Annotated in this window: 1 protein-coding gene; it reads left to right on the top strand. The window is 62.1% G+C overall.

The features are described from left to right. Nucleotides 1-245: 245 nt before the first annotated feature. Nucleotides 246-1,111 (top strand): IS110 family RNA-guided transposase (locus NCS00_RS33200; RefSeq protein WP_502801622.1); only part of this gene is annotated, 866 nt, incomplete at its 3' end.

Below are 1,111 nucleotides of genomic sequence, written 5' to 3'. Positions count from 1 at the left end.
ACTACCCAAATTGCGTGTGACCGCGGGCGTATCGGAAGCTGCTTTCTTTGGTTACTTGTATATTGAATCTGGCGTCCGGAAGCTGATCTCTCCCGTTCGCTCGAAGCGGTAGCCCGTTTGTGTTACATGGGCTCACAGCCCGAAAGAAAGCTGGTGGCGCCGCTTCTCCTTACCGCTTTGAACCCGGACAGTTGACTGAGCCTCGAGCTCGTATCTTTGCAAGTATGGGTGCTGTGGTGAACCAAATCCAATCCTCTTCCGTCTCGCCTTTGTTCGTTGGCATCGATGTCAGCGGCTCCTTTCTCGACATCGCCTTCCACGAATCCTCCGAACTCTTTCGCCTGGCCAATTCTCCCGATGGCTTCGCGCAGCTGATCCACCGACTGCTGCCGCTCAACCCACAACTCATCGTGCTCGAAGCCACCGGCAAGCTCGAACGCGCCGTCCTCGAAGCCCTCTGCCAGGCCGGCTTGCCCGCCGTCGCGGTCAATCCCAAGCGGGTGCGCGACTTCGCCAGGTCCGCCGGCGTACGGGCCAAGACCGATCGCATCGATGCGCGCCTCATCGCCCGCTATGGCGCGACCATCAAACCCGAAGTCAGACCCCTGAACGACGAGCAAACCCAGCAGTTGCAGGCCCTCATCCTGCGCCGCGCACAGCTCATCGAGATGCTCACCGCCGAGCAAAATCGCCGCAAACGCGCCCATAAATCCGCTTTGCCAAGCATCGATGAGTTCATTCGCTTCATCTCACAGCGCATCAAGGACGCCGATCGCGACATCGACGCCTTCCTGCACGCCAACGATCTCTGGCGCAAGACCGAGGCCGTGCTGCGCTCGGTGCCCGGCATCGGCAAAGGCGCCGCGGCCGTGCTCATTGCCTTTCTGCCCGAACTCGGAACCCTCAACGCCCGCGAAATCGCCTCGCTCGCCGGGCTCGCCCCGTTCAATTCCGATAGCGGCGCTCACTGCGGCCAGCGACACGTCTCGGGCGGCCGCCCCATCGTGCGGCGCGCCCTCTACATGGCCTGCGTCGCCGCCCAGCGATCCAACGCGCACATCAAGGCGTTTTGCGACCGCCTGCGCGCCAGAGGCAAAAAGACCAAAGTCGC

This window comes from Caballeronia sp. AZ1_KS37, from assembly GCF_023631165.1.
Taxonomy (GTDB): domain Bacteria; phylum Pseudomonadota; class Gammaproteobacteria; order Burkholderiales; family Burkholderiaceae; genus Caballeronia; species Caballeronia zhejiangensis.
The sequence above is the reverse complement of the archived record's forward strand: the minus strand, read 5'-3'. Positions and strand labels throughout refer to the sequence as shown.